The organism is uncultured Algibacter sp. (genome assembly GCF_947495925.1).
Taxonomy (GTDB): domain Bacteria; phylum Bacteroidota; class Bacteroidia; order Flavobacteriales; family Flavobacteriaceae; genus Algibacter_E.
Window position 1 is genome coordinate 296,219 of sequence record NZ_CANMAU010000002.1, and the last position, 26,208, is coordinate 322,426.

The following is a 26,208-nucleotide window of genomic DNA, read 5'->3' on the forward strand; positions in this document are numbered from 1 at the left end:
GCAGTTATGAAGAAAATGCTTATTTTTATAGAGGTACATTGCCTAAGTACAGATATAGCCTGGGCTTAAATTATTATATCAAAAAAAAGTGTAGGTTTGTATAAGTGTACTTGATTAATAAACAATAAAGTATGTCAAAATTTGGGGAACTTATAGATGTTGAAATTCCAGTATTGTTAGATTTCTATACAGAATGGAATGATCAATCGGAGCAGATGCATTTGGTTTTAAGAGATGTTGCAGCTGCTCTAGGAGACAAGGCTAAAGTGATAAAAATTGATGTTGAAAAAAATCAAGAATTGGCCGAAGCTTTACGAGTAAAAACACTTCCAACTTTAATTATTTATAAGGGAGGTGAGATGAAATGGCGCCAAAGTGGTGAGCAAGATGCCAACACGCTTATTGGTATTATTCAGGATTACATTTAAATTTTTTTGATATTTTCTTTACCCAGAATTTATTTTCAGAATTGGTCGACCTTGCTGTAGTGGTGTTTTTTAAGGCCCTTTAATAAACACCTTGTTCTTTATAGCAAAAGTCTTACTTTATTAAATAGAAGAATTTAACGATTTAAAACGGTATCCTTTACGGCTAAAATGTTTCAATACTTTTGGTAGTGCGTATTGCAGGTTTTTTGAAGCTTTTACGCTATCATGAAACACAATAATACTGCCCTTAGATGCTTTTGTTAAAACATTATTTAGGCAGGTTTCTTTATTAATAGATGCTTCCCAATCAAAAGACAACACATCCCACATAACAATCTTATAGCCTAAGGCTATAAGATGCTTGCCTTGTTTAGGTGTTATTTGGCCATATGGCGGTCTGAATAATTTAGTGCTTTCTAAGTTTTGTGTTTGATTATCAATAGTGGCTTTGCCTTCAGCAATATTGTTTAAATAATCTTTAGCTTTGGTTTTCCAACCTTTTATATGGTTTTGTGTGTGATTACCAATAGCATGACCAGCAGCTAAGGTGTTCTGGAAAATATCGGGGTGTTTTTCAATATTATCTCCTATACAAAAAAAGGTCGCTTTAGCGTTGTATTCTTTTAAAACGTCTAAAGTCCAATTTGTAATTTTAGGAGTTGGCCCATCATCAAAAGTTAAATAAATAACTTTCTCTTTTGTTGCAATGTCCCAAATATAATTTGGGAACATTTTTTTTGCAACAATAGGTGTTTTTATTGGTGTTAAGGTCATGCCTTAATCCTAATTTTTAATTTGAAGAATCACTTTCTAATTGTAATCCCGCATCCGTTGGGATATCTAAATCGGGTTGTACACGAGTTTCTTCGGGTTCGTCACCATAGAAATGTTTAAAAGATCTTAAGTGGTTGTTGAATATATCACCTTCGGTTTCAGCAAACTCAATATCATATCTAACCAAAACATCTATTAAGCCTTTGTATCGTTGTATGTCCGTATAAATATCTTCGAACAGGCGTTCTTGGTCGTCAATTTTTAAATTGCTATAATAAGTTAAGTTTTCTTGATATTTATTAGCAACGTCTTTAAATAAACGCTGAGCTTTTTCCTTATTTCCAACTTCATAATAGGTCGTAATATATGGTTCTAAAAGCGTATAGTATCCAAAATATTCAACAGGCATGTTAAGCATGGCAACATCAGCTATTTCCTCAGCCTTATCTAGTTTATCTTCATTTATTAATTGTTCTGATAAGCGCGCTAGGTTACCTCTATAAGTAATTGAGTTTTTGCGCGTTTCAACATCATGATAGATATCTGGACTTCCACTATTACCCCAATCCCAACTCTTAACTTTATCATACATTAAATCGCTATCAACACGTCCCATATCAAAAGGGTTTGCTCTATCAACAGGAGTTTTAATAGGAACAAGTTTATAACACATACCATCTAATTGAAGGTAGTCTTTCATCCAAATATAGTCGTCATCCCCAAAACTTCCTCCGGTAAAATAGATAGGTCGTTTCCATTCATTATTGGCAACAATATCTAGCATTAAAAGTCTATTCTTATACAAGGCGCCTCCAGTAACCTCAATATCAATAAAAGGTACAATTTTATCAGCATCCTCAGGTTTCACTATACCAGAATTTAAAGCGTTTTCCTTGTTAACTGGTAGTCGCAAATTTCGTGTAGGCATATAGGTAGCGTTGGCATCTTGACTTCTAACTTTTGTCATATCTACACCTTGCTTTTGTAATACGTATTTGTACTTTGTTCTAGGCTTATCACTTGCAACAAAATTAAGGAACTTCTTAACACTAATTGTGTCAGGTATTACGGGTTGGATAATAATGTAGTCGTTGGTGCCGTATTTATATAAATCGTGTGTTAATTGAGAAGGTATAGGATCACTCTCATAAGCTTTACGTTTCATTTGGTCAATATACCAATCGGTTTGAAACAAGCTTGTGTTTACTACGCGTACATCTGTTCTATAGCCTTCAATCTCTTGAGCGTACCAAAGCGCAAAGGTGTCATTATCACCAATTGTAAACAAAATGGCGTTTTTAGCACAAGAGTCTAAGTACATTTTAGCCATAGCTCGGGCAGTATATTTATCAGATCTGTCATGGTCATCCCAATTATTGGCAGCCATGATTGTTGGTACTAATAATAAGCAAGCCACAGTAATAATTGGAGCAGCTAATTTTTCTGGGAGGTATTTTTTAAGGGTATCGTAAATAGCGTAAACACCAAATCCAATCCATAAAGCAAATACGTAAAATGAACCGACTACGGAGTAATCGCGTTCTCTTGGTTCAAAAGGTCGCACGTTAGTATACACTTGAATAGCAATTCCTGTGAATAAGAAAAAAACGAGCATAACCCAAAATCTGTTTTTGTCTTTATTGAAAAGAAAGAAAAAGCCAATAAGTCCCAGAATTAATGGTAGTAGATAGTATGTATTTCTTGCTTTATTGTTTACCACATCGCTAGGTAAATTGTCTTGAGAGAGTCCAAGGTGCCATTCGTCAATCGGTTTTATACCTGTAATCCAATTTCCATGATTGTCATACCGTCCTTGAATATCATCTTGCCTGCCAGAAAAATTCCACATAAAATAACGCCAGTACATATAGCCCAATTGATATTCGAACATGTACATTATATTACTTGCTAGTGATGGTTTTTCAATTTCAATGTAGTCTTTAAATTTTTTTAAAAAGTTGTTATAATCTTCGTAATCAATGCCGCCTCTAGCTACTTCATTTTTGAAATTAGAAACTGCAGTTCGCAATTCATTTTCCATTTGATAATCTGGCTTTAGCTTAAAGTCTAAGAAACCAGAGAACATCATATAATTTTCAGCATGTTCTGTGCTCCACATACGTGGCAGTAAAGAGGCGTGTTTTGAATTGTAATTTTGTTTCGCGTTTTTAAAATCATTTACAACTACATATTCTCCTTTTTCTTCATCTTTTTCATATTTCGGTTTATCATCAATATAAGGGTTGTTGTCGTCTAAATAAGCATACTGATCTGTAAATTGAGGGCCAAAAAACAAATGTGTTTCCGGGTACTGCTCTAAATTGTAGTAAGCTAAAAGTTCTCGTGCACTCGAAGGATTGTTTTCATTTATAACAACATTTGCATTGGCACGAATAGGGAGCATGAGCCATGTTGAAAACCCTATAATAATAAAAGTAACACAAAGAATACCGGTGTTTAAATGCACATAGTTTTTTTGTCGTGTATATTTTAAAGCATAAAATATTAGAGCAACTAATGCAATTCCAGCAATAACAGATCCCGAGTTAAACGGAAGTCCTATAGTATTCACAAAAAATATCTCAAATACACTAAAAATCTTTAGAAGATTAGGAGCTAAAAGCTTAAAAACAAATAATAAAACCCCTACAGATAAAGCATTGGCGATAATAAAGTTTTTAATAGTAATTTTTTTATAGTTTTTAAAGTAGTAGAGCAGTCCAATAGCTGGAATAGTTAGTAATCCCATAAAGTGAACTCCAAAAGAAAGCCCAATAATAAAGGCAATTAAAATAAGCCACCGGTTACCTCTTGGGTTATCCATATCTTGTTCCCAGCGTAGACCTAGCCAGAATAAGGCAGACATAATTAAAGTAGCCATTGCGTATACTTCAGTTTCAACTGCATTAAACCAAAATGAATCTGTAAAGGTAAATGTTAAACTTCCTACTAAACCACTTCCTAAAATAGCCATAGCCTTACTTTTAGAAAGTATTTCATCTTTTACCACAAGTTTATTAAGTAGTATAGTAATGGTCCAGAACATAAATAAAATAGTGAATGCACTCGCAACCGCACTCATCATGTTCATCATAAAGCCAACTTGCGAAGGTTCGAAAGCAAACATAGAAAAGAATGCTCCCATCATTTGAAATAAAGGTGCTCCAGGAGGGTGTCCTACCTGCAATTTGGCTGAGGTTAATATATATTCACCAGCATCCCAAAAGCTTACTGTAGGTTCAACGGTTAAACTGTAGGTTGTAAGCGCTATTAAAAAGGAGAACCAACCTAAAATGGTATTCCATTTTTTATAGTCAAAATGTGCCATGTATATCTTTATTAGTTTTGCTGAGGCGAATTTAATAATAAATATGTAACAAGGTGTAACTATTTAGTTTGTCTTAACATAAAAGCATGCTTGGTCATTTTTGGTTAAACCGTTTAGGCAAATTGGGTTGAAAGTATGATACAGAGACTTTAAATAAAACGTTACGAATTGGTAATTATTTCTAAAAAAGGTTTGCGCAAAGATTTTTTTATATTAAATTTGCCACCTCGTTACAAGAATGGCCTATGGTGTAACTGGCAACACGTTGGTTTTTGGTACCAAAGAGTCTAGGTTCGAGCCCTAGTAGGCCAACAGTAATTTAAATCCTAATCGTTTTTTCGGTTAGGATTTTTGCTTTGAATATACAGACTCTTTTAAGGTATAGATAATAATGAGAACTCGAAGGTTTACCCTTAAAATGCGGGTTTCTCAATAGTGTTAGGGTATTTGTAGGATTATCGTAGTAGCATTAATATAGTATCTGGTTCTTGCTTACTATTTTATAAGCTAAAAAAAGCGCAAGTCATGAATAACTTACGCTTTAACAATGCGTATTATAATGAGTTAGTCTTACTTTTCAGGAATTTGAATATGTGTATAAAAGGCTTCTTCATTATCTAAGCTTCCATATTCATGATATTTGTATTTTTTTGCTTCTGCCTCAGAATTCCATTCTATTATAGCAATGTGCTGAGGGGCATTGCCAGATGTTAAATCTTCATATCCACTTACGGTTGCACTGAATAGGATTTTACCTTTATGTTTTTCTATTTTTTTGTTTTTAATTTTTTTCTTATCCCAAAGCATAGTGATTTCATAAACTTTTCCTTCATTAAAAGTTAAGGTGGTTTCTTGCTCTATTATAATACCTGGTTGTTTTAATTCGTCCCATACTTTTAAGCGCATCGGCTTCAGTTCAGAATTTGGCAATTCTTTTAAAAAAGCTTCAGAAGCTTTTTGGTTTGGCCACTTATAAAGTCCGAAAAAATTATTTGGTCTATAACTTCCAGCAACTACTTTATCTATGGTCAAATTTGCCAAGGGTTTAAAACCATTTTTTGAGGCTATTGGAAATACTTTTTGAAAATATGCATTCATTGCTTCTTGTGCTCCTGGTTTTGTGATTGATGATATTACTAGAAACAGTTCTCCTTTTTTAAGAGTAATTTGATGTTGTTTGCTTGATGTCATTTTTTTTATGTTTTTCATTTGATGACTTTTTTCCATTGCGTTTTGTGCCTTTATATTGGTTGCAAAAAGAATAGACATTGATAGTAAGATTAATTTTAATTGATGCATTTTCCTCTCTTTTTTTAATTGTTACATCAAAAATATTAGTGTGGTGAGAGATGAAGAAATATGTGTTGTGATTAGGAAAAAATAGTTATGAATAGGAATGAATATAGTTATTTTAAGCGTGGGAATAACTCGAAAATATCTGATGTTTTGTTTCTGGATACAGGAATTTCAATAAGATAATCTTTTAAACCAAGTTTGGAGTTTTTACGGTTTCCGGAAATTAAATAATTGATTTTTGTATTGACGATATACGAATTATGACATCTAAAAAAATAAATATAGAAAGTATCCCGCATTATTTTAGTTAGCGATGTGCGTATTACCCTTTCCTTAATTTTTTTTGCTTCATTTAAAAACACAATCTTACAATAAACGCCCTGAGATTCGATAAAAAGTAACTGCTTTGAGGCAACTGCAAATATTTCAGAAGTAGTAGAGTGAATTACAATAACATCATCCCTGTTTTCGGTAAGCTTGGAAGGCAGCATTTGGGGTCTTAATAGTTTTAATCTTTTTTTATAAATGTAAAACTTATCGCTTTCTCTAAAAGTTTTCCAAGCGGGGTGTGATAAAGCTCTAATAAACCCCATTTTAGTTTTATAAAATGCTTCAAAATGTTTTACGCTATTTTGTATGTCGCCCAAAGCGAAATAAATAATTGATGCATCTTTATTGTAATTCCCGTCGGTATCATTTTTTATTAAGGTATCAAATTTGTTTTTCCACAGTTTTAAGTTATCAAAGTCTTCTAAAAGATTATAAATAATAATTTCAAGGGCAGGAGAGAATAGTAAAGTCATTTTGCTGTTTTCTACCATTTTTCTAGCTTTTTCGTACTGTTTGCTCAAAATATAAGTCCAAATAAGGGCGTCGTAAGTTACTTCAGAATCTGGGTGAGTAGAAAGCGTTTTTTTTAAATGTTGCTCTGCTTCGTCATATTTATTACTAAGTAAAAGCGCAAAACCGTAAGTGCTATTTGCCTGTAAATTAAAAGGATCTTCTTTTAATGCAAATTCTAATGCTTCAATGGCTTTTTGATACTTACCAATAGTGATAAGGTAATAAGCATAGTAATGATGTGCTTTTGCGTGCGAATTGTTAATTGAAAAAGCGCTTTCAAAAGAATAGTAAGCACTTAAAATATCAACATCATTTACTAGTTTAATTAATGCCAGAGATAGGTGAGCTTCAATAGACGAGTTATCCAAAGCAATAGCTTTAAGCGCTGCTGTTTTTGCGGCGTTGTAATGTTCGAAATTATCTTTAGTTATAATTGCGGCTAACAAAGAATAACATTGAGACAGTCTCACATAAACTAAAGAAAATTTGGGTTCAATTTTAATTACTTCTTTAAAATGTGTTATCGCACTTTTCACATTTTTTTCGTCCCATAAATTCCAATATCGTATCCCTTTAAGATAGTGCTCATACGCTTTCGAGTCTATTTTTAAATGACCTTTATTCGTTGTAAATTCAAATTTTAAATACTGAACAATTTTTAAAGCAATAGCATCAATTAATTCAAAAATGTTATCGTTATCCGCTTCTACCTTTATCGATAGTAAGCATTTGGCGTTTTGCGCATCAATAAGCTGAAGATTAAATCGAATATTAGTTTTAGTTCTTAAAAAAGAACCTTCTAAGTAAAAGTCTACAACCACATTTTTTCCAAATTCACTTTTTAAGAGTTCTTTGGATTGGGGAGATATAATTCTTAAGCTTTTATGCTTAGAAAGCAGATGAATAATTTCTAACGGCACAGAATGTTCAAGATAGTTATCTTCTGTAGTTCGCGATAAGTTTGTGAAATTTGATATTAAAATGCTTTTAAACACGCCGTAGAATCGTCTTTTTAGTAAATGTACTATTATATTGAGATGTGCATCATTCTTTAAACAGAAGTTTAACTTTTGGAAAATTATTTTTTGTCTATTAGTCGTTTTATTATGTGGTCTTAATATTAATTTAATATTGTTAAACTTGAGGTTGTGTTAATTTAATACTATCGCATCATACTTTACATCAAAATAATTTTAAAGTAATATTGGGTTTTTTTATAATTCATTCATTTGAGGATTAATTAATCGAATCAAAAAAGAATGAAAAAAATTACTTTTTTTGCTAGTGTACTAGCATTATGTTTTACTACTGTTCAGGCTCAAAACCCTTTGCAGTTTTTATCTAATTATGAGACCAATACTGAAGGTTCAGCTGAAACTGTAGCCTATGATGTTATCAATCAGCAAGCTTTCTTTACCAATTCTGCAAACAATAGTTTTACTATAGTAGATATTAGTGACCCATCTACACCAGTATTAGTAAAAAACGTAGACTTATCAACTTATGGCGCTGGACCTAATTCTATCGCAGTAAACGGGAGTATTGTTGCTGTGGCCGTAGAAGCAGATCCTAAACAAAATCCTGGAAAAGTTGTGTTTTTCGATTTAGATGGTGTTTATGTAAATGAAATTACCGCTGGTGCTTTGCCAGATATGTTAACATTTACTCCTGATGGTATGAAACTGTTAGTAGCGAATGAAGGTGAGCCTTCTGATGACTACACCAATGATCCTGAAGGAACAATATCTATAATTGATTTAAGTCCTGGTGTCGCTTCAGCAACAGTAGCCACTATAAATTTTAATGCTTATGATGATAAAAAAGCAAGTCTTCGAAATAAAGGCGTTAGAATATTTGGGAATAATGGCGCGGCTACCGTATCACAAGATTTAGAGCCAGAATTTATAACCGTAGTGGAAGATGGCTCAAAAGCTTATGTAAACTGTCAAGAAAACAATGCTTTGGTGGTCGTAGATTTAAGTAATAATACTGTATTAGATATTCTACCTCTTGGTTATAAAAACCATTTGTTAGGTACGCCTTCAGTTACCAGTTATGTTGTTAATGATTTGGTATCCGCATGGCCATCATTAGGAACTCCAGTTTACGATGGAGGTCAAGATGCTGTGGCATTGGGTGGCTTTTCTGGATTGTATTATGATGCTGTAAACTCTACGGCTACAAATTATGTGTTCTATGCCGTGCCAGATAGAGGGCCAAACGATGCTGCGGTTGCTAAAGCTGAAGTTCTCCCCGCTTCTTCTCAAAACTTGAGACCATTTAAATTGCCTAATTACCAAGGTAGAATAGCAAAATTTACTTTAAATAAGAATACAGGCAATATTACTTTAGATGATCAAATTTTATTGACCAGAAAGGATGGAACTACACCTATTACGGGAAAAGGTAATATCCCCGGTTTTGATGAGGTTCCTGTGACATACACGGATGAGGCCACGGCCTATACCCAAGCCGATTATGTTGATGGAGCTTCAGAAGAATATCATGAGTTGGATTATGATGCCTATGGAGGAGATTTTGAAGGTGTTTTAATTGATAAGGACGGTAAATTTTGGATGTGCGATGAGTACAGGCCGGCATTGTATAAGTTTGAAGCTAATGGACAACTCATTGAGCGTTATGTGCCTTCTGGAACCTCATTATTAGGAACAACACCTCAGGCTGTTGGAGCTTACGGCGCTGAAACATTACCAGAAGTCTATTCTAAACGAAGAGCGAATAGAGGTTTTGAAGCGATTGCTTACGACGAAGTAAATCATATCATCTATGCCTTTATACAGTCGCCGTTGTATAATCCATCTAGCGCCACCAAAAATAATTCAGATGTCATTAGAATTTTAGGGGTTAATGCAGATACTGGCGTTCCTGTAAGTGAATATGTATATTTATTAGAAAGAAACCGAGATGCGGGTTACGCCTCATCTAGAGTTGATAAAATGGGAGATGCTGTTTATACTGGAAATGGAAAATTCTTGGTTATTGAGCGAGATTCTGAAGGCCCTACTGTGGCAACAGGGAAAAAGTATATTTTCGAAATTGATATTAATTACGCAACAAATATTCTAGGCAATGGAAACTATGGCGGAAAGGAATTAGAAGCATTGACCGCAGACGAAATAGCAGCAGAAGGTATTTTAGTGGTTCATAAAACGAAAGTGCTGAACTTGCCATCTGTTGGTTACCAGGGGTCAGATAAAGCGGAAGGTATTGCGCTATTCCCAAATAATGAAATTGCAGTAATAAATGATAATGACTTTGGCTTAGCTGGAGCAGGAATTACAGATAATAGTGTACTCGGAATTATTGCTTTTGCCAATGATTATGGTTTTGATGCCTCTAATAGAGATGATGCTATTAATATTACACAACATCCTACATTAGGTATGTTTATGCCAGATGCGGTATCTTCATATAGTGTTAATGGCGTAAATTATATTGTAACGGCAAATGAAGGTGACGCTAGAGATTATGATGGGTATTCTGAGGAAGAACGCGTTAAAGATTTAACATTAAATGCATCATACTATCCAGATGCAGCAACGCTTCAAACAGATGAAGATTTAGGGCGCTTAAAAACGACTACTGCTACAGGCGATTATAATAACGATGGTGAGATTGAGCAAATTTACTCTTATGGAGCAAGGTCGTTCTCTATATTCGATGAGTATGGAAACTTAGTCTTTGATAGTGCAGATCAGTTTGGTCAAAAAATAGCATCAGAAGAACCTGCTTCATTTAACGAAGATGAAGGAGAGTTAGATGATAGATCTGATGATAAAGGCGGTGAGCCAGAAGCTATTGCTATTGGAACAATAGAAGGTAAAACGTTTGCTTTTATAGCTTTAGAAAGACAAAGTTCTATTTTAATGTACGATATAACAGACCCTAATGATGTTGAATTTATTACCTATTATAAAGGAAATAGAGCATCCGGAGATGTTGCACCAGAGATTATTAAATTTGTCCCAGCAGCCAATAGTCCAAATTCAAAAGATTTGTTATTAGTGGGCTACGAGGTTAGTGGTTCAATGGCTATTATTCAAATAGACGATACTGTATTAAGTATTAGTAAAGAGGTTGCAAAGAATGATTTCAGAATTTATCCTAATCCAGTAATTAACAGTAGTTTGAAATTTAATAAAACACTTTCTGGAGCTATTTACAATGTAAATGGGCAAGAGATAAAAAAGTTTCAAAGCAAAGAATCCCTGAATGTATCTGAACTTACTTCAGGCATATACATTATTAAAACATTAGAACATGGTGTAAAGCGCTTTGTTAAATTGTAAATAGTGATGTAATAAATTCAAAATCTCATTCGGATGAATCGGATTTTTTGTTTTATGTGACTTTTTCAAAAAGTTAGTGTCTTAAAGATGCTATTAATCAATAAAAGGGGGTTTCAAGAAATTGTTGCCCTTTTTTCATTCATATTTTAAAGGTAATTACGGGGCGTTTGGCATGATTTACTAAATCTTCACTAATACTACCATTAAAGAAATGAGAAATGCCTTGTCTGCCATGCGTGCTCATGCCAATTAATTGGGCGTTTATAGATTGCGAAAAATTCATAATACCTTTTTCAATGTTGGCATCGTTGTAAATATTAAGCGTGTAGTTTGAAAATTTAGATGCTTCAATAAATGTATTCATGCGTCTATTTGAGCTTGCTGTAGTGATGAATTTGTTGGGTGTGTTCACCATGAGTAAGTGGATCTTAGCGTTAAGCATTTCTGCAAAACTTATAGCTTTTTTGTAAGAAGGAATGCTTTCCTTTTTAAAATCGGAAGCAAAAACAAAGTCTTTAACTTTAAAGGATGTATGTTCTTTTTTAACTACCAATACAGGTTTTTCTGAGGTGCGTACTACTTTTTCAGTATTACTTCCAATAAGCATTTCTGTTAATCCGCTAGACCCGTTGGACCCCATAATTATCAAATCAATCTCATGTTTTCTACTCACATGAAAAATACCTTTAAATATTTCATGAAAATCAACAGTTTCATGCACAACAATATCCTTTAGATATACTCTGTTTTTAAGTTTTTCAAACTTTTGATGTGCTAGTTTCATAAAAAAAACGGCCTCAGGCAAATCGCTATAAGAGTTTAAGGGGTCTACTTTATGAAGTGGAATCTCTAAAATATGTAATAGGTAAATTTCAGATTTATGCTTTCTGGCTAATTGAGCTGCGACCTTTAAAGCATTTTCCGCTTGATCAGAAAAATCAGTTGGTACAAGTATTTTTCGCATGTTTAGAGAGGTTAGTTATACCTAAATTTATGAAATAATCCTTTAGAAATCAATAAAAAAGTATATATTTGCACCGTTGAAAGACGAAATTAAGATTATGAGGGGACGGAAAGTCCCCTCTTTTTATACTAAAAAATGTTTAAAACCAAAGTTACGGAATTGCTTGAAACTGCGCTTACTGAGCGTTCAGACTTGTTTCTAATTGATTTTTCGATCAATCCAGAAAATCATATCAAGGTTATAATTGATGGTGATAATGGTGTTTTGGTTGAAGATTGTATGTTTATAAGCAGAGCGATTGAGCATAATTTAGATAGGGAAGAAGAAGATTTTTCTTTAGAAGTTATGTCGGCAGGAGCAGCTGCCCCAATGGTGCATAAGCGTCAGTATCAAAAGAACCTTAAAAGAACACTTAAAGTAAGAACAAGTTCTGAAGAAATTGAAGGAACACTTACTGAAGCCACAGATGATAACATCAAATTAGAGTGGAAAGTTAGAGAACCTAAACCAGTTGGTAAGGGTAAAGTAACTGTAAAAAAGGAAGCTAATATTCCTTATGAAAATATTGTAGAAGCAAAAGTTATGATTAAATTTTAATTTAAAGAGTTATGGAGAATGTCGCGTTAATTGAATCATTTTCAGAATTCAAAGACGATAAGCTAATTGACAGAGTAACGTTAATGGCAATTTTAGAAGACGTATTTAGAAGCGCCCTGAAGAAGAAATTTGGGGATGACGATAATTTTGATATTATTGTAAATCCTGATAAAGGCGATTTAGAAATATGGAGAAATAGAATTGTTGTTGCTGATGGAGAGGTTGAAGAACCAAACCAAGAAATTTCATTATCTGAGGCTCAAAAAATTGAACCAGATTTTGAAGTTGGGGAAGATGTATCTGAAGAAGTGAAGCTTATTGATTTAGGTAGACGTGCAATTTTAGCATTACGCCAAAATTTGATTTCTAAAATTCATGAACACGATAACACGATTATCTATAAGCAATTTAAAGATTTAGTTGGAGAAATATATACGGCTGAGGTGCACCACATTCGCCACAGAGCAGTTATTTTATTGGATGACGAAGGAAATGAAATTGTATTGCCAAAAGATAGGCAAATACCATCTGATTTCTTCCGTAAAGGAGATAATGTTAGAGGAGTAATTGATAGTGTTGAGCTTAAAGGAGCAAAACCAACTATCATCATGTCCAGAAGCTCTCCAGTGTTTTTAGAGAAATTATTCGAACAAGAAATTCCAGAGGTTTTTGATGGTTTAATTACTATTAAAAATGTAGTAAGAATACCTGGTGAAAAAGCAAAAGTTGCTGTTGATTCTTATGATGATAGAATTGACCCAGTTGGTGCTTGTGTCGGAATGAAAGGGTCCAGAATTCATGGTATTGTACGTGAATTAGGTAATGAAAATATTGATGTTATTAACTATACTAACAACTTGCAATTATTTATTACTAGGGCATTAAGTCCAGCAAGAGTAACTTCAATAAAATTAGATGAAGAAGCTAAGCGTGCTGAGGTTATTTTGAAACCAGAAGAAGTAAGTAAAGCAATTGGTAGAGGAGGTCATAATATTAGATTGGCTGGCCAATTAACGGGTTATGAGATTGATGTATTTAGAGAAGGTGCAGAGGAAGATGTTGAATTAAGAGAATTCTCTGATGAAATAGAAGGATGGATCATTGAAGAGTTTAGTAAAGCTGGTTTAGATACGGCTAAAAGTATTCTTGAACAAGAGGTTAACGACTTGGTTAAAAGAACGGATTTAGAAGAAGAAACCATCAATGATGTAATTAGAATTCTTAAAGAAGAATTTGAAGAATAGTAAATAAAAGTGCAGATTTGCACTATGGTTATGCCTGAAAAGGTATAATGTATATATTTGAGTATTATTAAAGGCGATTTATGGCTGAAACAATTAGATTAAATAAAGTATTACGCGAGCTGAACATTTCTTTAGATCGTGCCGTAGAATTTTTGGATTCTAAAGGTGTTGAGATAGAGAAGCGTCCGACTACAAAAATTTCTGAGGCAACATATAATTTGCTTTCAGATGAGTTTGAGACAGATGCTAATAAGAAAATGAAGTCGCAAGAGGTAAGTGAAGCTAAGCTTAAAGAAAAGGAAGACTTACGTATTAAACGTGAGCGAGAATTGGAAGCTAAGCAGAAAGCTCAAGAAGCCATAAAAGCTAAAGAAGAAGAGGTTGTTAAAGCTTCAAAAGCACTTTCTGGACCTAAGCAAGTTGGAAAAATTGATTTAGATCCTAAGAAGAAAGAAGAAGAGACGCCTGTTGTTGAGAAAAAAGAAGAGCCAGTTAAAGAGGAGGTTGTTGCCGAGCCTGTTAAGGAAGAAGTAATTAAGGCGAAAGCGCCTAAAGTTGAGCTGAAACCAGTAGCAAAAAAGAAAGAAGAAGCTCCTAAAAAGGAAGTTCCTGCTCAAGAAGCTCCATCTGAGGAACAAGCAACTATTACAGACGAGGAAGGAAACGTTATTCCTGATGAGAAAGTAAAAACACAGTATAAAAAACTTACTGGACCCAAAATTTCTGGTGATAAAATTGATTTATCTCAATTTAACAAACCAAAGAAAAAGAAGGAAGATAAAAAACCAGACGTTAAGCCAGGTGATGCAACTAAGAAAAAGCGTCGTCGTATTAGCAAAGCAGGGGCACCAAATTCTGGAGGTCAAAACAGGCCAGGAGGAAGAGGTAATGATCGTTTCAAAGGAAAGCCTGGTCAAGGAAGACGCAATGTTGTAAAAGAGGAACCTTCTGAAGAAGATGTGAAAAAACAAGTTAGAGAAACACTTGAAAAACTTCAAGGAAAATCTAACAAAGGTAAAGGCGCTAAGTATAGAAGAGATAAAAGAGATCAACACAGAGAACAAACTGAAATCGATCAACAAATTGAAGCAGCGGAAAGCAAGATCATTAAGGTAACAGAGTTTGTTACGGCTAGTGAAATGGCTACTATGATGGATGTAAGTGTTACTCAAATTATTTCGGCTTGTATGTCTCTTGGTATGATGGTAACCATGAATCAGCGTTTAGATGCTGAAACATTATCTATTGTTGCTGAAGAGTTTGGATACAAAGTAGAGTTTGTAACTGCCGATATTGAAGAGTCTATTGAAGAGATTGTTGATAAGGAAGAAGACTTAAAACCGCGTGCGCCAATTGTTACGGTTATGGGTCACGTAGATCATGGTAAAACATCACTTCTGGATTATATCCGTGAGGAGAATGTAATTGCTGGGGAATCTGGTGGAATTACACAGCATATTGGAGCTTATGGAGTTGAATTGGAAAATGGTCAGAAAATAGCATTCTTAGACACCCCTGGTCACGAGGCCTTTACGGCAATGCGTGCTCGTGGTGCTCAAGTAACAGATATTGCTATTGTTGTAGCTGCGGCAGATGATGATATCATGCCGCAAACTAAAGAGGCTATTTCGCATGCGCAAGCAGCTGGAGTGCCCATAGTATTTGCAATCAATAAAATTGATTTACCAGCGGCTAATCCTGAAAAAATCAAAGAAGGTCTTGCGAATATGAACTTATTGGTTGAAGATTGGGGAGGTAAAGTGCAATCCCATGATATTTCGGCAAAAATGGGTACTGGTGTTAAAGAATTACTAGAAAAAGTATTGCTTGAAGCTGAATTATTAGAGCTTAAGGCTAATCCAGCTAAACCTGCTGTTGGAACAGTAGTCGAGGCATTTTTAGATAAAGGACGTGGTTATGTGTCTACAATCTTAGTGCAGGCTGGTACGCTTAAAGTTGGAGATTATGTTTTAGCAGGGCAGCATAGTGGTAAAGTAAAAGCTATGCACGATGAAAGAGGAAATGACGTGGAAGCTGCAGGCCCATCAACGCCAGTTTCAATTTTAGGATTGGACGGTGCACCTCAAGCGGGTGATAAATTTAATGTATTTGAAGATGAGCGTGAAGCAAAACAAATTGCTTCAAAACGTGCGCAATTGCAGCGTGAACAATCTGTAAGAACACAGCGTCATATAACACTTGATGAAATTGGACGTCGTATTGCACTTGGTGATTTCCAAGAACTAAATATTATTCTAAAAGGTGATGTTGATGGTTCTGTGGAAGCATTAACAGATTCATTCCAGAAATTATCTACTGAAGAAATTCAAGTGAATATTTTGCATAAAGGTGTTGGAGCGATTACTGAAAGTGATGTGTTATTAGCTTCGGCTTCTGATGCCATCATCGTTGGATTTAATGTGCGTCCTGTTGGAAATGCAAGAATGATTGCTGATAAGGAGGAAATTGATATTAGAACATATTCTATTATTTACGATGCAATTAATGATCTTAAAGATGCTATGGAAGGAATGTTGTCTCCAGAGCTTAAAGAAGAGATTACTGGTACTGCAGAAATTAGAGAAATCTTTAAAGTGTCTAAAGTTGGTAGTATTGCAGGTTGTATGGTAACAAACGGTAAAATTCTAAGAAGTTCTGGTATTCGATTAATTCGCGATGGAGTAGTTGTTTACACAGGAGAATTAGCATCATTAAAACGATTTAAAGATGATGCTAAGGAAGTAACCAAAGGTTACGACTGTGGTATGCAAATTAAGAATTATAACGATATTAAAGAAGGAGATATTGTTGAAGCCTTCCATGAGGTAGAAGTTAAGAAGAAATTGAAATAGTATTTCAGTTGTATAAATAAAAAAAGCAACCTCATTGAGGTTGCTTTTTTTATTTATACAACTCGATTAGTTATGATCTTTCCTTTTTTGGTTTAAAAATAAAGGCGCTAGGGAATTCTTTTTTTATACGCTTCAAAGCTCTATCAGCCTCTATGCGTGTTCTAAAATTGCCAGCCCAAATTTTAAAATTAGGAGCCTCGAACTGCATAGTTGGTTTCCAATCTGTAAAAAGTTTTGAGAAGTCGTTTTGAGCATCTTTTGCTTGTGTTCTTCCGCCTGAATATATTTGAATTTTGTAACGATCAGAATCGTTTTCATTTTTATTCATTTCTTTTTTAAGCTCCAATAAAGTACTTATGCTTTTATCTTGATTTATAGTAACCTGCCCCTCTTGAGCAGCAATAGATGTTGATACTAAAGAAAAACATATAACAGTAAATATTGCTGTCCTAAAATTAGTTGATATCATATTTTAATTATATTTATGCAAATGTATAAGTATTAAACTTATTTGCAGGCTATTTTATTATTTAGAATCCCTCTAAATTATATATTAACGTTTCTTTAAAATTTCGAGAATCGACTTTAAATATTACTTTTGCCTGAGATTTTATAACTATGATTTTTTTCAGTTAACAACTGACAAAAGTCATACCAAAGTTAAGAAGTTAATTTAACCAACAATATGAGAAAGGTGATTCACCGAAGATTAAGCAGAAGCTTTTTTAGTTTAGGCTTAATAGTATTAGTAGCGTTTACAACCTCGCTTTCTGCTCAGGAAGGAGATCCAGCAAAAGGAAAATCTTTATTTAATGCCAATTGCGCAGCTTGCCATCAATTAGATAAGAAGATGACAGGTCCTGCTTTACGTAATGTGGAGACACGTTTGTCTGATGATCAAGGGTTAGATAGAGATTGGATCTACGCCTGGATTCGTAACAGTTCTGGAATGATTAAGTCTGGCGATGCTTACGCAAACAAAGTCTATAACGAGTTTGGTGGTGCTGCGATGACGGCATTTCCGCAACTTTCGGACGACGACTTAAATAATATTTTAGCATATACTGCTGAAGAAAAGAAAGCGTCTGCTGCACCAGCGGCAGTGGCAGGAGGAACTCAGGCTTCTGAAGATTCTGGAGGAATTTCAAATGAACTTATTTTGGGTGCGTTAGCTATTTTGTTTATACTATTGGCCGCAGGATTATATTTAGTCAACAAAACATTACGTCGTTTTGCTTCCGCTCAAAATATCGATTTAGAAGTTGAAACTGGAAGAAAGCCACTTTGGAAAGCATTTGTGCAAAATCAATTCTTAATGATTGTTGTCGCTATTTTCTTTTTATTATCCAGTGCTTATTTTGTTTATGGTTATTTATCACAAATAGGAGTGGATCAAGGATATCAACCTGTGCAACCAATTCATTTCTCACACAAAATACACGCTGGTGATAATGGGATAGATTGTAAATACTGCCACTCTTCTGCTAGAGTTAGTAAAACATCTGGTATCCCTTCTTTGAATGTGTGTATGAACTGTCATAAATCAATTTATGAATACAACGGAGAAACATCTGCTGAGTATTCTAAAGAATTCTATGATGGAGAGATTAAGAAATTATATGCTGCTGCAGGATGGGACGATGCCGATCAAAAGTATACAGGAGAATCTCAGCCGGTAAAGTGGGTTCGTATTCATAACTTACCTGACTTTGCATATTTCAATCACTCACAACACGTAACTGTTGCTGGTGTTGAATGTCAAACATGTCATGGGCCAGTTGAAGAAATGGAAATCATGTATCAGCATGCACCATTAACCATGGGTTGGTGTATTAACTGTCACAGAGAGACAGATGTTAATGTTAAAGACAATGCTTACTACGAGAAAATTCACGAAGAGTTATCTAAAAAGTACGGTGTTGATAATTTAACAGCTGCTCAAATGGGTGGACTGGAATGTGGTAAATGTCACTACTAGTAAAGTAGTTTCTTTTCTGCGGAAAGCGGAAGCAATAAAATTAATTAAGAAGTAATTCAATTATATAATATGTCATCAAACAAGAAATACTGGAAAAGTGTTGAGGAGCTAAACGAAAATAGCTCTATTGTTGAGACGCTAAAACAAAACGAGTTTGTAACAGAAATTCCAACTGATGAGTTTTTAGGTGATAAAGAAACATTAGAGAATACTGCTACAACACGTCGCGATTTCTTAAAATATGTAGGGTTTAGTACAGCGGCAGCTTCTTTAGCAGCTTGTGAAGGACCTGTTAAAAAATCAATTCCTTACGTAGTGCAACCAACCGAGATTGTTCCTGGTGTTGCTAACTATTATGCAACTACGATTGCAAATGGTTTTGATTTTGCTAGTGTTTTAGTTAAAACGCGTGAAGGTCGTCCAATTAAAATTGAAAACAACAATTTGGCTAGTACTAATGGAAGTGCTAATGCTAGAGTCAATGCTTCAGTTTTAGGTTTGTATGATAGCTTACGAGTTCAAGGGCCAAAAAAAGATGGTTCTTCAATTTCTTGGAGCGATTTTAATACTGAAACAACTAAAGCTTTAAATGGTTTAAAAGGATCCGATAAATCTATTGTGTTATTAACACAGACTTATGCAAGCCCTTCAACAAGAAACCTAATAGCAGATTTTAAAGAAGAATACGGAAATGTAAACCATGTAGTTTATGATGCTGTTTCTGAATCTGCTGCAATTGAAGCTTTTCAAAATAAATATAACAAAAGAGGATTAGCTGATTACGATTTTTCAGAGGCTATGACTATTGTGTCTATAGGTGCTGATTTCTTAGGAGACTGGCAAGGCGGAGGTTTTGATTCAGGATATTCTAAAAACAGAGTGCCTGATCATGGTAAAATGTCTCGCCACATTCAGTTTGAGTCTAATATGTCTCTTACTGGTGCAAATGCAGACAAGCGTGTGCCTTTAACACCTTCACAACAAAAATTAGCTTTAGCTAAATTGTATAGTTTGGTGACAGGAAACAATGTTTCTGTTAGTGGTTTACCTGAATCTGTTGAAGCTGCTGTAAAAAGCGCTGCGTCTCAATTGAAGAAAGCTGGAAGCAAAGGAGTTGTTGTTACAGGTATTCAAGATGTAAATGCACAAACGGTTGCTTTAGAGCTTAACGAATATTTAGCGAGTAAGGCATTTAACAGTCAAGTTTCAATTAAAACAAGGCAAGGTATTGATAGCGATGTTTCTCAACTAGTTGCTGATATGAAAGCAGGTAAAGTTGGAGCTATCATTATGAGTGGTGTAAATCCATTATATACTTTAGCTAATGCGGCTGATTTTGCAGAGGGCTTAAAGAAAACACAATTATCGGTTGCGTTTTCAATGAAAGAAGATGAAACGTCTATACAAACACAATATATTGCTGCAGCGCCACATTATTTAGAATCATGGGGTGATGTTGAAATTAAAACAGGACATTATAGTTTAATACAACCTACTATTCGTCCTTTATTTGATACAAAACAATTTCAAGACGCTTTATTGACTTGGACTAACAATGATCAGTCTTATAGTGATTACATCAAGTTAATTTGGAATGAAGATATTCTTAATGGCGCATCTTATAACCAAGCTTTGCATGATGGTTTCTTTTCGAGTGCTACTGCTGAATCTGATGACATCGATGAGCTAGAAGGTGTTACATCAACAACTTCAAGAGAATTAAAAGCTAAGAAAGACAGAACATGGGTAGGAGGCGTCATTCATAATACTGCTGTAGATTTAAAGTTAAAAGAAGAGGATAAAGATGAATATATTACTAAGACTACACATTCTACTGTAAAGTCAAGTAATAACGAAAATGCATCATCACTTACAGGAGGAAGTTATGCTCAAGCTTTAGCATCATCTGCAAAACCACAAGGATTAGAGTTAACATTATATACAAAAGTAGGTATGGGAGATGGTCAACAAGCCAATAACCCATGGTTACAAGAATTTCCAGATCCAATAACAAGAGTATCTTGGGATAACTACTTAACGGTTTCAAAGGCTGATGCTGCTAAGATTGGTTTAACAAATACGCATGTTGCAAACGGTGCATTAAACGGTAGTTATGCAAATGTTACTGTAAATGGTGTTACTATAACTGCTCCGGTAATGATTCAACCAGGGCAAGCAAAAGGTTCTGTTGGACTAGCTTTAGGTTATGGTAGAACTGCTGGATTAAAAGAAGAGATGCAAACTGGTGCTAATGCATATGCATTATACCAGAATTTTAATAACGTTCAAAATGTAACTATCGAACCAGCAGCTGGAGAGCATGAGTTTGCTTCAGTTCAGCTTCATAATACATTAATGGGACGTGGAGATATCATTAAGGAAACAACTTTAGAGATTTTTAATACCAAAGATAAAAGGCACTGGAATGCTGTGCCTGTTGTTTCTTTAAATCATAAGGAAACGCCAGTAACATCTCCAGAAGTTGATTTATGGGATGAATTTGATCGTTCAATTGGACATCATTTTAACTTATCTATTGATTTGAATGCTTGTACAGGATGTGGGGCTTGCGTTATTGCCTGTCATGCTGAAAACAATGTACCTGTAGTTGGTAAAACAGAAGTACGTCGTAGCCGCGATATGCACTGGTTGCGTATTGATAGATATTATTCATCTGAGGAATCGTTTGAAGGTGATAATGATAAAAAGGAAAATATTTCTGGTTTAGGAAGCTCATTAAGTGAGTTTGGTGAAATGGAAAATGCTTCTGAGAATCCTCAAGTAGCATTCCAACCAGTAATGTGTCAGCATTGTAACCACGCACCTTGCGAAACGGTTTGTCCTGTGGCTGCAACGTCTCATGGTCGCCAAGGTCAAAACCATATGGCATATAACCGTTGTGTAGGTACAAGATATTGTGCAAACAACTGTCCGTATAAAGTGCGTCGTTTCAACTGGTTCTTATACAATGGTAATGACGAGTTTGATTATCATATGAATGATGATTTAGGTCGTATGGTATTAAATCCAGATGTTGTTGTGCGTTCTCGTGGTGTGATGGAAAAATGTTCTATGTGTATTCAAATGACACAGAAAACTATTCTTGATGCCAAACGTGATGGTCGTCAAATTAAGGATGGTGAATTCCAAACAGCTTGTTCTGCTGCATGTAGTAGTGGTGCAATGAGTTTTGGAGATATCAATGATAAAGACAGTAAAGTTGCAAAACTTTTAGAAGATAATCGTATGTATCACTTATTGGAGCATGTAGGAACAAAGCCTAATGTGCAGTACCAAACAAAAGTGAGAAATACAACTGAAGCATAAATCTAATTAAAGAATCAATTATATAATTATGGCGTCTCATTACGAAGCACCTATTAGAAGACCTTTAGTTACAGGCGAAAAATCATACCACGACGTAACTGTGGATGTGGCTAAACCTGTAGAAGGAAAAGCAAATAAACAATGGTGGATAGTATTTGGTATTTCACTTGTGGCTTTCCTTTGGGGAATCGGATGTATTTTATACACAATATCTACAGGTATAGGAACTTGGGGTTTAAACAAGACCGTTGGTTGGGCTTGGGATATTACTAACTTCGTTTGGTGGGTTGGTATTGGTCACGCAGGTACGCTTATTTCTGCAGTACTTTTATTATTCCGTCAAAAATGGAGAATGGCAATTAACCGTTCTGCAGAAGCAATGACCATTTTCTCTGTTGTACAAGCAGGTCTATTTCCAATTATTCACATGGGTCGTCCATGGTTAGGATATTGGGTGTTACCAATTCCAAATCAATTTGGTTCGTTATGGGTAAACTTTAACTCACCATTACTTTGGGATGTGTTTGCAATTTCAACGTATTTATCGGTATCACTAGTTTTCTGGTGGACAGGTTTATTACCAGATTTTGCTATGCTTAGAGATAGAGCTGTTAAACCTTTTCAAAAGAAAATATATGCTTTATTAAGTTTTGGATGGTCCGGTAGAGCTAAAGATTGGCAACGTTTTGAAGAAGTATCATTGGTTCTTGCTGGTTTAGCAACGCCATTAGTACTTTCTGTACATACTATTGTATCGTTTGATTTCGCCACATCGGTTATTCCCGGTTGGCATACCACTATATTCCCACCATACTTTGTTGCTGGTGCGGTATTCTCTGGATTTGCTATGGTAAATACTCTGCTTATTATCATGAGAAAAGTGTGTAATCTTGAGGATTATATTACAGTACAACACATCGAATTAATGAACATTGTAATTATGATTACAGGTTCTATAGTTGGTGTGGCATACATTACGGAGTTGTTTATTGCATGGTATTCTGGTGTAGAGTATGAGCAATATGCATTCTTAAACAGAGCCACAGGACCTTACTGGTGGGCATATTGGGCAATGATGACTTGTAACGTGTTCTCTCCACAATTTATGTGGTTTAAAAAACTTAGAACAAGTATCATGTTCTCTTTCTTTATCTCCATTGTCGTGAACATAGGAATGTGGTTTGAGCGTTTTGTAATTATTGTAACATCGTTACATCGTGATTACTTACCATCATCATGGACAATGTTCTCTCCTACATTTGTTGATATTGGAATTTTCATTGGAACAATAGGATTCTTCTTTGTGTTATTCTTATTATATTCAAGAACATTCCCAGTAATTGCTCAGGCAGAGGTTAAAACTATTTTGAAATCGTCTGGAGAACGTTACAAAAAAATAAGAGAAGCTGGAGATAGTTTAGTAGGTACTGGTGCCGATGAAAGAACGTCTAACCTAAAGGTTTCAAAAAGAACTTTAAGTGAAGAACCATTAGTCGATCATACAGAGAAAATAAATAAGTTATTTGAAGGCATTGGAAAGTTTGATGCTACAGCCCAAACTGCAGATGACTTACAAGTTATTAATGGTATTGGTCCGAAAATGGAAGAAGTACTTAATAGCATTGGCATATTTACTTATGTACAGGTTAGTAAGATGACAAAAAGAGAATATGATTTGTTAGACGAGATTACAGGTTCTTTCCCAGGAAGGGCAGAACGTGATGACTGGTCAGGACAAGCTAAAAAATTAATAAACTAAAAGTAGCATATGGAAGCTTCAAAAGTAATTCACGCTATTTATACAGATGATGATATTTTAATGTCGGCCGTTAAAAAGGTAAAGGCAGAAAAGCATCATATAGAAGAGATTTATACACCTTTTCCAGTTCACGGGCTAGACAAAGCTATGGGACTAGAGCCTACACGAATTGCAATTACAGCATTTATTTATGGGCTTATAGGTTTAACAGTTGCCATTGTAATGATGAATTTTATCATGATTGAAGATTGGCCGCAAAACATTGGTGGTAAACCAAGTTTTAGTTATTTAGAAAATATGCCAGCATTTGTACCAATTATGTTTGAGCTTACTGTGTTTTTCGCAGCTCACTTAATGGTAATAACGTTTTACTTACGTAGTAGAATGTGGCCTTTTAAAAATGCTGAAAATCCTGATCCAAGAACAACAGATGATCATTTCTTAATGGAAATTGCAGTTCACGGAAATGAAAATGAATTAGAGAGTTTGCTTAAGGAAACTGGAGCAGTTGAAGTTAATTTAGTTGATAAAGCCCATTAATAAATAATATGAAAAGCTTAATTAAAATATTAGTAATAGCAGTAGTTTTTGTAGCCGTATCTTGTAATAAGAGTACAGCTCCTAACTATCAATTCATGCCAAACATGTATGAGTCTGCTGGATATGAAACATATGGTGAAGCGGCATTTCCTAATGGGGTAGAGGCTCAATTACCTGCAGAAGGTTCTATAGCTAGAGGGTTCGTTCCTTTTGATATTGAGAATACGACTGAAGGATATGACTTAGCTAAAACAACTTTAATGAGTCCTTTAGATTCTGCGGCTGTTGATTTAAATAGAGGTAAAGAGTTATATGATATTTACTGCGGAATTTGCCATGGTAATAAAGGTAATGGACAAGGAAACTTAGTTAAACGTGAGAAAATATTAGGTATTCCTAGTTATGATGATGCGGGAAGAGCGATTACAGAAGGGAGTATTTATCATACAATATACTACGGAAAAAACGCTATGGGATCATATGCAAACCAGTTGAACGAGGAAGAACGTTGGCAAGTGGTTTCTTATGTATTAAAGTTGAAAGCAGATTTAGAAAAGTAAGATTGATAAGATTATTATAGATATGTATACATTTTCAAATAAATTAAAGACATTTTCTTTCATTCTAATGATTTTAGGAGCATTAGGTGTTGGATATGGTTTTATGACATCTCATAAATCTTTTGAAGAAGTTGAGCACTTACTTGCAGAAGAATCACATCACGGTGGAGGACATGGTGAAGAAGCAGATCATGCTGAAGCAAGTCATGGTGCACATGCAGCAGTTGATTCTCATGGTGAAAGCCATGGAGATTCTGCCCATGCTGAAGTAGATGAACACGCGAAGCACATTGAGCATGTGCAACACCAAATAGCTAACCGACCTTGGTCGGCATTATATGTAGCGGCATTTTTCTTTATGATGATTGCTTTAGGGGTTTTAGCGTTCTACGCAATTCAAATTGCATCACAAGCGGGATGGTCGCCTGTTCTTTTTAGAGTGATGGAAGGTATTACCGCTTATTTATTGCCAGGAGCACTTATTGTGTTGGCTATTGCAGTGGCATCTGGTACGATTGGTCACTATAACTTATTTGTTTGGATGGACCCAGATGTGGTTGCTCATGATAAATTAATTCAGGGTAAAGCCGGATGGTTAAATATTGGTGGCTTTGCCATTAGAGGTTTAATTTTTATTGCAGGATGGAGTTTATATCGTCACTTTTCTAGAAAATTCTCTATTGCTCAAGATACTGCTGAAGATAAAAGTAACTTTAAAAAGTCATTCCGTATTTCAGCAGCATTCTTAGTATTCTTTATTTATACAGAATCTATGATGTCTTGGGATTGGATTATGAGTGTTGATCCACACTGGTTTTCAACATTATTTGGATGGTATGTATTTGCTAGTATGTTTGTTAGTGGAATTACAGTAATCGCTTTAATAACATTATACTTAAAATCTAAAGGTCAGTTAGAATTTGTAAATGAAAACCATTTGCATGATGTGGCTAAGTTTATGTTTGCTTTTAGTATTTTCTGGACATACTTATGGTTTTCTCAATTCATGCTTATTTGGTATTCAAACATTCCAGAAGAAGTAACATATTTTGTAACACGTTTCCAAGATTATAAATTACCCTTTTTAGGTATGGTAGTAATGAACTTTGTGTTCCCTATATTAATGCTTATGAATGCAGATTATAAACGTATTCCTTGGTTTGTAGTAATGGCAGGTTTAGTCATCTTATTTGGACATTATATAGATATATTCAACATGATTATGCCGGCTACTGTCGGAGACAGATGGTTTATTGGCATTCCAGAAATAAGTTCTGTTTTACTTTTCGCAGGGTTATTCATATTTGTGGTGTTTACTGCACTATCAAAAGCACCGTTACTGGTTAAAGGTTACCCTTTCAGAAAAGAAAGTGAAGAATTTCATTATTAATTAGATATAAATAAAGAC

At 34.7% G+C, this 26,208-nt stretch carries 17 protein-coding genes and 1 tRNA gene; 12 read left to right on the forward strand and 6 right to left on the reverse strand.

Annotated features, from left to right (window positions below):
• The first annotated feature begins 131 nt into the window (after positions 1 to 131).
• A complete protein-coding gene (locus Q0857_RS04640; protein ID WP_298532672.1) occupies positions 132 to 428 on the forward strand; it encodes a co-chaperone YbbN in 297 nt (98 codons plus the stop codon).
• A gap of 120 nt (positions 429 to 548) precedes the next feature.
• Here Q0857_RS04640 and Q0857_RS04645 read toward each other — a convergent pair whose 3' ends face one another.
• On the reverse strand, positions 549 to 1,202 hold the full coding sequence (locus Q0857_RS04645; RefSeq protein ID WP_298532674.1) for a polysaccharide deacetylase family protein: 654 nt from the start codon (positions 1,200 to 1,202) through the stop codon (positions 549 to 551).
• A gap of 16 nt (positions 1,203 to 1,218) precedes the next feature.
• Positions 1,219 to 4,530 (reverse strand): DUF2723 domain-containing protein, encoded by a 3,312-nt coding sequence (locus Q0857_RS04650; protein WP_298532676.1) that lies wholly within the window; start codon positions 4,528 to 4,530, stop codon positions 1,219 to 1,221.
• A 239-nt stretch (positions 4,531 to 4,769) separates the two neighbouring features.
• On the opposite strand from Q0857_RS04650, the gene Q0857_RS04655 reads away from it, so the two are divergent.
• A tRNA-Gln gene (locus Q0857_RS04655) sits at positions 4,770 to 4,842 on the forward strand.
• 258 nt (positions 4,843 to 5,100) lie between these two features.
• Here Q0857_RS04655 and Q0857_RS04660 read toward each other — a convergent pair.
• Positions 5,101 to 5,739 carry a hypothetical protein gene (locus tag Q0857_RS04660; protein WP_298532678.1) on the reverse strand — a complete coding sequence of 213 codons (639 nt, stop codon included), beginning with the start codon at positions 5,737 to 5,739 and terminating at the stop codon, positions 5,101 to 5,103.
• A 197-nt stretch (positions 5,740 to 5,936) separates the two neighbouring features.
• Positions 5,937 to 7,664, reverse strand: a complete 1,728-nt coding sequence (locus tag Q0857_RS04665) for a tetratricopeptide repeat protein (protein WP_298532680.1) — start codon at positions 7,662 to 7,664, stop codon at positions 5,937 to 5,939.
• Positions 7,665 to 7,928: 264 nt separating this feature from the next.
• On the opposite strand from Q0857_RS04665, the gene Q0857_RS04670 reads away from it, so the two are divergent.
• Positions 7,929 to 10,979, forward strand: a complete 3,051-nt coding sequence (locus Q0857_RS04670; RefSeq protein WP_298532682.1) for an esterase-like activity of phytase family protein — start codon at positions 7,929 to 7,931, stop codon at positions 10,977 to 10,979.
• Between the two features lie 139 nt (positions 10,980 to 11,118).
• Here Q0857_RS04670 and Q0857_RS04675 read toward each other — a convergent pair whose 3' ends face one another.
• Complete coding sequence (locus Q0857_RS04675) at positions 11,119 to 11,943, reverse strand: universal stress protein (RefSeq protein ID WP_298532684.1); 825 nt, start codon at positions 11,941 to 11,943, stop codon at positions 11,119 to 11,121.
• 135 nt (positions 11,944 to 12,078) lie between these two features.
• On the opposite strand from Q0857_RS04675, the gene rimP reads away from it, so the two are divergent.
• From rimP to infB, 3 genes are all read left to right on the forward strand, one after another.
• Complete coding sequence (gene rimP / locus Q0857_RS04680; RefSeq protein ID WP_298532686.1) at positions 12,079 to 12,540, forward strand: ribosome assembly cofactor RimP; 462 nt, start codon at positions 12,079 to 12,081, stop codon at positions 12,538 to 12,540.
• Between the two features lie 11 nt (positions 12,541 to 12,551).
• On the forward strand, positions 12,552 to 13,784 hold the full coding sequence (nusA, locus tag Q0857_RS04685) for a transcription termination factor NusA (RefSeq protein ID WP_298532688.1): 1,233 nt from the start codon (positions 12,552 to 12,554) through the stop codon (positions 13,782 to 13,784).
• An 80-nt stretch (positions 13,785 to 13,864) separates the two neighbouring features.
• Entirely contained in the window at positions 13,865 to 16,636 is a 2,772-nt protein-coding gene (gene infB, locus Q0857_RS04690; protein WP_298532690.1) for a translation initiation factor IF-2, read from the forward strand.
• 70 nt (positions 16,637 to 16,706) lie between these two features.
• On the opposite strand, the gene Q0857_RS04695 is transcribed toward infB, so the two are convergent.
• A complete protein-coding gene (locus tag Q0857_RS04695; RefSeq protein ID WP_298532692.1) occupies positions 16,707 to 17,105 on the reverse strand; it encodes an SPOR domain-containing protein in 399 nt (132 codons plus the stop codon).
• A 216-nt stretch (positions 17,106 to 17,321) separates the two neighbouring features.
• Here Q0857_RS04695 and Q0857_RS04700 point away from each other — a divergent pair, with 216 nt between their 5' ends.
• The 6 genes from Q0857_RS04700 (at position 17,322) to Q0857_RS04725 (ending at position 26,190) form a co-directional block, all read left to right on the forward strand.
• Entirely contained in the window at positions 17,322 to 18,614 is a 1,293-nt protein-coding gene (locus Q0857_RS04700; protein WP_298532694.1) for a c-type cytochrome, read from the forward strand.
• A 69-nt stretch (positions 18,615 to 18,683) separates the two neighbouring features.
• Positions 18,684 to 21,941: a TAT-variant-translocated molybdopterin oxidoreductase gene (locus Q0857_RS04705; protein WP_298532696.1), complete on the forward strand. Its 3,258-nt coding sequence runs from the start codon at positions 18,684 to 18,686 to the stop codon at positions 21,939 to 21,941.
• A gap of 28 nt (positions 21,942 to 21,969) precedes the next feature.
• The gene (gene nrfD / locus Q0857_RS04710) at positions 21,970 to 23,700 is read left to right on the forward strand and encodes an NrfD/PsrC family molybdoenzyme membrane anchor subunit (protein ID WP_298532698.1); all 1,731 of its coding nucleotides are present in this window, start codon (positions 21,970 to 21,972) and stop codon (positions 23,698 to 23,700) included.
• Positions 23,701 to 23,709: 9 nt separating this feature from the next.
• Positions 23,710 to 24,240: a DUF3341 domain-containing protein gene (locus Q0857_RS04715; protein ID WP_298532700.1), complete on the forward strand. Its 531-nt coding sequence runs from the start codon at positions 23,710 to 23,712 to the stop codon at positions 24,238 to 24,240.
• An 8-nt stretch (positions 24,241 to 24,248) separates the two neighbouring features.
• Positions 24,249 to 24,800, forward strand: a complete 552-nt coding sequence (locus Q0857_RS04720; protein WP_298532702.1) for a cytochrome c — start codon at positions 24,249 to 24,251, stop codon at positions 24,798 to 24,800.
• Between the two features lie 22 nt (positions 24,801 to 24,822).
• On the forward strand, positions 24,823 to 26,190 hold the full coding sequence (locus Q0857_RS04725; protein ID WP_298532704.1) for a quinol:cytochrome C oxidoreductase: 1,368 nt from the start codon (positions 24,823 to 24,825) through the stop codon (positions 26,188 to 26,190).
• The last annotated feature ends 18 nt before the right edge of the window (positions 26,191 to 26,208 follow it).